Source organism: uncultured Corynebacterium sp., from assembly GCF_937999985.1.
Taxonomy (GTDB): Bacteria; Actinomycetota; Actinomycetes; order Mycobacteriales; family Mycobacteriaceae; genus Corynebacterium.
This window is the reverse complement of the sequence record NZ_CALLDG010000141.1, coordinates 1-8421: the sequence shown is the minus strand read 5'-3', so window position 1 is coordinate 8421 and position 8421 is coordinate 1. Positions and strand designations below refer to the sequence as shown.

Genomic DNA, 8421 nt, shown 5'->3' with positions numbered 1-8421 from the left:
ATCTGTGCTGTTGGTGGTCAAGCGAAACGGGGTGACCGAGGAGTTCAGCAGGGAAAAGGTCATCAAGGGCGTTCGGCGGGCATGCCAAGGGCGCGACGTCTCTGATGACGCTTTGAAGCGCCTTGCGCACGAGGTGGAACAGGCAGTGCGCGTGGCACATGGGTCACAAGTCCCCGCTAACCAGATCGGCTTGGCGATCCTCGACCCGTTACGCACCCTAGACGAGGTTGCATACCTGCGCTTTGCCTCGGTGTATAAGTCCTTCAACTGCGCCGAAGACTTCGAGCAGGAGATCGAATCCCTGCGAGCGCACCGCCACGCCCTAGCTGAGCCCAAACTGGAACCCAGCGACGAAGAAAACCAGCGGCGAGGATAACTAGCGAATCTTCTCCAGCTTCTTCCGGATGCGCTGCAGGGAAACCGAATGAGCCGTGCCGAGGTTCTGGGCGAAGAGGCTGACCCGCAGCTCTTCGATCATCCAGCGCACCTCCTTAATCTGCGGCGAGGCAGCCCGCGCTGTAGGCAGGCGCTTCTTGGTCTTTTCTAACAACTCGAAGGCCTCCTGGACCTCATCGTCCAGATCCTCCTCCTTGTCTGGATCCGTCTTCATCAGCTCCAGGCGTGCACGCATCGCCTCCACATAACGTGGAACGTGGCGCATGTGCTCAATGCCATTGCGAGCGATAGCGTGCTTGCCCAAGAAGAAGTCCAGCTGTGCGCGCATATCGTCGATAGCCTCGCCCGACCAGCCGTTAAGCTCCGCTGACATATCTGCTACCGCCAGCACCGCAGGAGCCAGGGCAACGACATACTGCCGCACCCGGCCCGGCCCCTGGGATCGTGCGGCCCCAACTACCTCCTCGCACTTCTCCGGATCGCGGATCACCGGCCCCAGCTTCATCAGCATGTCGCGACATGCCAGCGCCACAACGTCGTTCACCAGACCGTCCACGCCACCAGGAGTATTCTCCATAGCCACCCGCTGGCGCAGCGGAAGCCCCTTGATCATTTGCTTCGGGGATACTGTGCATGCTGCGACCATCATGTTCAACACGGTCGTGAACTGCTGTCCATCCGCCGCCTGTTTGGTGGGGAAGGCCTTCAAGGTCACCCTGTCCTTGGCTGACCCCTCTGCACCTTCTGCACCCTCTGCGCCGCCCTTAGAGATAACGATCGCCGGGTAGGTGTTGAGGGTCTGGCCATCCACCACCGTTTCCACCGTCTCCGGCAGCACGCCGATGCCGTCCGCGGTCCACGCATCCGCGGTGGCCAGCACACCGGTGGAAGTTCCGGCCTGCTTCTTCGAGCCCTTTCGGCGCGACGGTGTGTGCTGCGCCGCCTCGCTGGGAGCGGCGGTCTTGGAACGGGCGGCGGCCTGCGCAATCGCGGACGTGACCTGCCCGGCCAGCTTGTTCTGAAGGTACTGCAAGTCGCGCGACTTCTCGATCACATTGCCACGGCGGTCGATGGCGGCAAACTGCATGCGCAAGTGCCCGGGGACACGGGACCAGTCGAAATCCTGCGCGGAGATCCCCTGGCCACCTAGCTCGCGCAGTGCCTCGGCCAGCGCGAATCCAAACTCCCCGTCAAAGGGAACCATTCGCTGCAAGGCTGCGTTGGCGAAATTGCTGGCGGGCACCACACTCGTGCGCAAAGGCTTGGGCAGGGACCGGATCAGGGCGATCGCCAGCTCCTCCCGCATGCCGGCCACCAACCAGCGAGTTTCCGGCTCGGAGACGTTTGCCAGCAGGGGGATCGGCACGCGCATCGTCATGCCGTCGTCCGGGTCGCCAGGCATAAAGACATAGCTGAGATCGAACTCCAGGCTGCCCTGCCGCCACACGTCGGGGAACTCATCGGCAGCCTTCGCCGCCTCCTCCGAGTCGATCAGCGCGTCGAGCGTGAAATCCAGCTGGTGCGGGTCTTTATGGCGAGCCTTTTTCCACCAGGAATCAAAGTGCCGGGAGGAAACGATCTTTTCTGGCAAGCGGGCGTCATAAAAATCAAAGAGCGCTTGATCGTCGACCACGATGTCGCGGCGACGAGCCTTGTCCTCCAGTTCGGTCGCCTCGGAGAGAAGCTTCTGGTTGTGGGCGAAGAAATGGTGGCGGGTTCTCCAATCGCCCTCCACAAGCGCGTGCCGGATGAACAATTCGCGCGCCAATGCACGGTCCACCTTCGATGCATTGACCATTCGGTCTGCGACGATCGGTAACCCCAGAAGCAGTACCTTTTCGTGCACCATTGCCGCCCCGCGAGAGGACGACCACACCGGCTCGGAATAGTTGTACTTCACCATGTGCGGGGCGATCGCTTCGATCCAGCTCGGGTCGATCGGCCCGACGGTACGGGCGAAGACCTGCGAGGTTTCCACCAGCTCAGCGGCCATAAGCCACTGCGGGGGCTTCTTGGATACGTGGGAGGAAGGATGCACCACGAAATGCGAGCCACGAGTGCCGGTGAATTGCTTGGAGTTCCCCTCACGCATTCCCACGTGGGTCAGAAGGCCAGTGAGTATGGACTTGTGAACCAGATCCTCGTCGATCGCCTCCGGCTCGAAAACGAGCTCCCTCACGTGGCGAATATTCGGAATCTTCCAGCGTAGATCCTGCACGACGGAAAGCATCTGGCGCACCAGATCCATCCACTCGCGGACGCGTACATAGTGGATGAACTCCCGCTGGCACAGCTTGCGGAACTTATTCGCCGACAATTCCTGACGCTGTTCCTGCAGGTAGTTCCAGAGTTTCAGAAGGCTCACAAAGTCGGAGTTCGCCTTGAAGCGCGCGTGCATTTCGTCGGCCTGCTGTTGTTTTTCCAGGGGCCGCTCGCGCACGTCCTGGATGGACAGGGCGGAGACGATGACCGCAATGGGCTCGATGATGTTGTTCGCATGCCCGGCCGCCAGCATGCGCGCGAGCCGCGGATCGGTAGGGATGCGCGCCATGTCGCGGCCGATGGGGGTAAGTGCTGCGTCCTTTGTTGACGCCAACGCTCCCAGCTCCTGCAGTAGAGCCACACCGTCACGGATGGACTTGTTGTCGGGTGCCTGGAGGAACGGGAAGCGTTCAATATCGCCCAAGCCGAGGGCGGCCATGGACAGGATTACGCTGGACAGGTGGGTGCGCAGGATTTCCGGGTCGGTGAACTCGGGGCGCGCCTCGAAGTCCTCTTCGGAGTACAGGCGGATGGCGATGCCGTCGGCGATGCGGCCCGAGCGGCCGGAGCGCTGCTTGGCGCTGGCCTGGCTGATGGGCTCCACCGGCAGGCGTTGGACCTTGGTGCGGTTGGAGTAGCGGGAGATGCGGGCATAGCCGGTGTCCACCACGTAGTGGATGCCAGGAACCGTCAGCGAGGTTTCCGCGATGTTGGTGGCCAGTACGATGCGGCGGCGTGGCCCGGTGCGGAACACGCGGTGCTGCTCGGCGTTTGAAAGGCGGCCGAACAGCGGCAGCACATCTACTTTGCGTGCCCCGCCGGCGCCGGCGAACTCACCTTCCAGTGCCTCGGCGGCATCGCGGATCTCGCGTTCGCCGGAGAAGAAGCACAGGATGTCGCCCTCGCCGGCGCGCATCAGTTCCTTACACGCAGCGACGAGTCCGTCCAGGGGATCTGTCTCCACCTCGATGACCTCGCCGGTTTTCGGGTTCTCCCGTTCCGTCACGAGCGGGCGATAGCGAATCTCTACCGGGTAGGTACGCCCCGAGACCTCGATGATGGGGGCGGGGGAGCCAGAGGTGTCCGCAAAGTGCTCCGCGAAGCTCTCCGGGTCGATCGTCGCGGAGGTGATGATGACCTTCAGGTCGGGCCGCTTCGGCAGCAGTTGCTTCAGGTAGCCGAGCAGGAAGTCGATGTTGAGGCTGCGCTCGTGGGCCTCGTCGACGATGATCGTGTCGTAGTCCCGCAGGAGGCGGTCGCGCTGGATCTCGTTGAGCAGCACACCATCGGTCATGAGCTTCACGGCGGTGTGCTTGGAGATCGTATCGTCGAAGCGGATTTTGTAGCCGACCAGGGAAGTATCGTCGCCGATCTGCTGGTCGAGTTCCTCCGCGATGCGCTCGGCCACGCTGCGGGCCGCGATGCGGCGCGGTTGGGTGTGGCCGATAACCTTTGTTCGACCGCGGCCGAGTTCCAGGCACATCTTGGGAATCTGGGTGGTCTTACCCGAGCCGGTCTCACCTGCGATGATGACGACCTGGTTGTCCTCGATGGCTTTTTTGATGTCCTCCCGCCGCTCGGAGACCGGCAGGTCGGGGTAGGCAATCGGCGGAATGGTGCGGATGAACTGCGGGCGGCGGCGCTTGTTTGAGCGTCGCCGGGAGCGCCTGCGCCCTTGCGGCTTGCCCTGGGTGCGGCCATGGTTGGTGGGGGAGGCCGACCCGTGCGCGTCCGTCATGTGTGAATCACCCGTCTCGCTAGCCAAGATTTCCCCGTGTTTACGGGGCTGAACAGGCCGATTCTAGCAATGAGCCTCCAGGGGAGGAACCTGCACCCCTGAACAGTTTTTACCCCCAAACAAGATTAGAGGACCATAAATGTTTGCTTAATATACGCAAACTATCCCGCAGCCCCACGGATTCGGTCTAGTCTTTCGTCAGTCAAAACAATCTAATGATGTAAGTAGTTTTGAGAAACGAGAGACCTCATGTGTGAACACGGCCAGAACACCACCCCAAACCGTCTGCAGAGTCCGCTGAAGTCCCAGCTCAGCCGCCGCAATTTCTTCCGTGGAATGGCTGCGGTATCCGGCACCGTACTCTGGGCCTCCGCCGGTGCGCCCGGAGCAAGCGCGCAGGAAGCTAGTGGCGGCAGTGGGGGAGGCTTCCATGTAGGACGCGGTCTGGCGGACATGACCGGCGAGCCATGGGGCGCCGGCATGTTCGGCTACGCCGTGGACGAGCAGAAGACTGTCGGTATTCAGCGCCGCCAGTACGCCCGCGCGTTTATTTTTGTTGACGCCAACCGCGACAACTCCCGTTTCGTCCACGTCACCTGCGACGTTGGGCTGATGTTCCAGTCCATCCACCTGGAGGTGCTCCGCCGCCTCAAGGAAAAGTTCGGGGATCTGTACGACCAAACCAACGTCCTACTCACGGCCACCCACACTCACGTGGCTCCAGGTGGCACGTCCCAGCATTTGATGGTCGACATCACCCACGGTGGCTTCCGTCCGAAGACCTTCGAGGCCACGGTAGCGGGCATCGTTACCGCCATTGAGCGCGCACACGCGGACATCCAGCCTTCAGACGTCACGGTTGCGGAGACGACGGTCGCTGATGCGGGCGTCAATAGGTCAAAGACCTCGTGGGACCGCAACCCCGAAGAGGACAAGAAGGCCCTACCCAACGGGGTGGACACCCGCAGTGTGACCCTCCACGTTTCCCGCGGCGGTAAGCAGGTCGGCTTGATCAACTGGTACTCGCTGCACCCGACGAGCTTCGGCGCGGAGTACAAGCACATCGCAGGCGACAACAAGGGGTACGCCGCCTGGGCGACTGAGGAAGCTCACGGAGTGGTGCACCGCCACCCCGAGGATGCGCCGTTTGTCGCTGCCTTCGCTAACATGACGCCGGGTGACATCACGCCGAATATGGGATTGACGCCCAACTCTGGGCCGGGAGCAGATGAGCGTGAATCTGCGCAGATCCTCGGCGAGCGGATGATGGCGGCGACCAATGACCTAGGAAAGGACTGGTCGGCAGGCGGTATCGACGGGCGCATGCGATGGGTGAACTGCCCGCAGCTGGTGGCCAGCCCGCGCTTTACCCCGGACAAGAAGGAGCACAAGCTGGGGCCGGCGATTCTGGGTGCGGCTTTTGCTGCGTCCTCGCAGGAAGACGGCGGCGGTGTTCCCATCCTGGGCTTCAATGAGGGCGAGCGCGGCGGTAACCCGTGGGTGCGCGACCTCAACAACTTCCTTTCGCCTCAGGAGATCAAGGATGTCCACGGCCCGAAGGAGGGCCTGCTGCCGATGGGCTACATCGACGGCATGATCCAGCAGGTTCACCCGTTCACGATTCACCGTCTGGGCTCGTTTGTGCTGGTGAGTCTTGGGTTCGAGCCGACGGTCACCAGTGGCTTGCGCATGAAGCGCACGGTCGCTGAGGCGCTGGGTGTGCCGGAGAACGCGATTGTGGTGCAGGGATACACGAACGCCTACGGCCACTACATCACCACGCCCGAAGAGTATGAGGCGCAGAATTACGAGGGAGGCGCGACAATCTTCGGCCAGTACCAGCTGCCCGCGTTCCAGGACGTACTCGACGAGATGGCGCGCGCTCTCAAAGAGGGCAAGCCTGTGGAGGTCGGGCAGCCTGCAGGTGACCTGACGGGGCTGATCCCGAACGTGCCGGGCAGCGACAACTGGATGGATGCGCCGCCGCCGGGCAAAAAGTTCGGCGAAGTGCTGGAGGCGCCTAAGGAGGTGAAGGCCGGCTCGCCGGCGCGGGTGGTGTTCGTGGGCGCGAACCCGAACAACGACATGCGCCACGGCGAGGGCTACGTGACGATCGAGGACGCCAGCGGGAAGGTGGTCGCGGACGACTCCAGCGAGAACACTCTAATCACCTTCGAAAACTCTTTCGGGCAGACACGCACTACCGTCGAGTGGGGCACGAGCGATGTGCAGCCCGGAAGGTACACCGTGCGGCTCAAGGGCGATTGGAAGGCCTTCCTGGGCAAGCTCTCGCCCTTCGAGGGAACCGCTGAACTACAGGTGAGCTAGATATAGGGCAAAGGTACTTATTTTTTCGGTTGTAATTATACTTTTCTAATAATTGCTGTAGAGTTGAGGACGTGGTTCAAAGAGAGTATCGACCAACAGTTGCCCAACTACGTACCTTCGTGACCATCGCCGAACACGGTCACTTCGGCACCGCCGCCTCGCACCTGGGGATCTCCCAGCCGTCGCTGTCTCAAGCGCTGGCAGCGCTGGAGGCGGGGCTTGGCGTGCAGCTGATCGAACGGTCTACTCGCAAGGTCATCGTCACCCCGGTGGGGCGGGGGCTGCTGCCATTCGCGCAGGCGACGCTGGAGAGCCTGGAGACCTTCGTCACCCACGCCCGCGGCGCCCACGGCGGCCTGGTCGGCTCGCTGGCGATCGGCATGATCCCCACCGTCGCGCCGTACATCTTGCCAGACGTGCTGCACACGGTTAACGACGTTGCCCCGAAACTGGAGCCGCGCATCGTGGAGGAAAAGTCCCCGCTGCTGGTCGATGCACTACGTCAGGGCAAGATCGACGTTGCCGTGCTCGGTATGCCTGGCGAGGGGGGCGGGCTGAACACCGTTGACCTGTACACCGAAGAGTTCGTGCTGGTCCTGCCCGAGGGCCACCCTCTGGCCGGTCGCAAGGATCTGGCGGTCGACGAACTGAAGAACATCGAGCTGTTGCTGCTGGACGACGGGCACTGCCTGCGCGACCAGATCCTGGAGCTGTGCCGCACCGTGGATATGGCCAACGACCCGCGCCACTCCGTGACCCGCGCTGCGAGCCTGTCCACGGTAATCCAGCTGGTAGCCGCCGGATTGGGCGCGACCCTGGTGCCGCTGTCCGCGGTTGCCGTGGAATGTCAGCGCCCGGGCATCGCCCTGGCGACGTTCGCCGGTGGCGCAGTGCGTGCCGGCCGCACGATCGGCATGGCCTACCGCTCCAGCTCCACGCGCATCGACGACTATGCGGCGCTGGGGGAGATCGTGGCGCAATCCTTCAACCACGTGGCGAAGGATAGCCGCCGCGTGCTGGAGACTTACCTCTAAGCCAGTGGTTAAGCCCGGAGTTAAACCTGCGGGCTATCCCTGCACGATCGTGAGCTCCGACAGGCGGACCTCACCGGCCTCGTCCGTCGCGGCGAGGTCCACCACACCCTCGAGCGCCCAGCCGTGGTCGCCTTCCGGATCGTCGATGATCTGACGGACGAACCAGCTTTCGGCCTCGGAGCCGGTGCCCCGCTTGATGAGGATGTTCTTATTCGACCGCGCGGCGGCGTCCACACCAACATCCGCATACTCGTCGAAATAATCGTCCATCGCGGCGGGCCAGTCCGGCGGCGAGTCCAGGTATTCGTCCATCTCCGCAAGTTCGCGCTCCTTCTCGAAGGCGAAGAGCTCCACGTGGCGGAAGAAGTAGTTTCGCACCATGCGGGTCAGGGCCTGCGGGTTGGCGGACAAAAGATTCGTATCCTCCACCCCGTAGGCGTGCTCGGCGACCTGATCCTCCGTCAGCGGGGCATCCGGGTCGGCCATTTGGACCCACTCGTCGATCAGGGAGGAATCGACCTGGCGGATCAGTTCACCCAGCCACACGAGGATGTCGTCAAACTCCTCGGAGCGGTAGCTTTCCGGCACCGAGTGCTCCAGCGTGCGGTAGGCGTCCGTCAGGTAGCGCAGCACTACGCCCTCGGAGCGGCCCAGCCCGTAGGT

5 protein-coding genes are annotated in these 8421 nt (G+C 62.8%); 3 read left to right on the top strand and 2 right to left on the bottom strand.

Annotated elements, in window-relative coordinates; translation table 11 throughout:
• The coding region (locus Q0331_RS06670; RefSeq protein ID WP_298075643.1) for an ATP cone domain-containing protein at positions 1-376 on the top strand (376 nt) is incomplete at its 5' end.
• Here Q0331_RS06670 and hrpA read toward each other — a convergent pair.
• Positions 377-4396 (bottom strand): ATP-dependent RNA helicase HrpA, encoded by a 4020-nt coding sequence (gene hrpA, locus Q0331_RS06665; protein WP_298075642.1) that lies wholly within the window; start codon positions 4394-4396, stop codon positions 377-379.
• 249 nt (positions 4397-4645) lie between these two features.
• On the opposite strand from hrpA, the gene Q0331_RS06660 reads away from it, so the two are divergent.
• Both Q0331_RS06660 and Q0331_RS06655 read left to right on the top strand, forming a co-directional pair.
• A complete protein-coding gene (locus Q0331_RS06660) occupies positions 4646-6724 on the top strand; it encodes a neutral/alkaline non-lysosomal ceramidase N-terminal domain-containing protein (RefSeq protein WP_298075641.1) in 2079 nt (692 codons plus the stop codon).
• 71 nt (positions 6725-6795) lie between these two features.
• Entirely contained in the window at positions 6796-7758 is a 963-nt protein-coding gene (locus tag Q0331_RS06655) for a hydrogen peroxide-inducible genes activator (RefSeq protein ID WP_298075640.1), read from the top strand.
• Positions 7759-7791: 33 nt separating this feature from the next.
• Here Q0331_RS06655 and Q0331_RS06650 read toward each other — a convergent pair.
• A partial coding sequence (locus Q0331_RS06650) for a DUF3516 domain-containing protein (RefSeq protein WP_298075639.1) occupies positions 7792-8421 on the bottom strand: 630 nt, incomplete at its 5' end.

What these genes read in the sequence shown, in the direction of transcription:
- Q0331_RS06660 (WP_298075641.1), top strand. Translation starts at nt 4,646, where the DNA reads ATGTGTGAACACGGCCAGAACACCACCCCAAACCGTCTGCAGAGTCCG.
- hrpA (WP_298075642.1), bottom strand. Translation starts at nt 4,396, where the DNA reads ATGACGGACGCGCACGGGTCGGCCTCCCCCACCAACCATGGCCGCACC.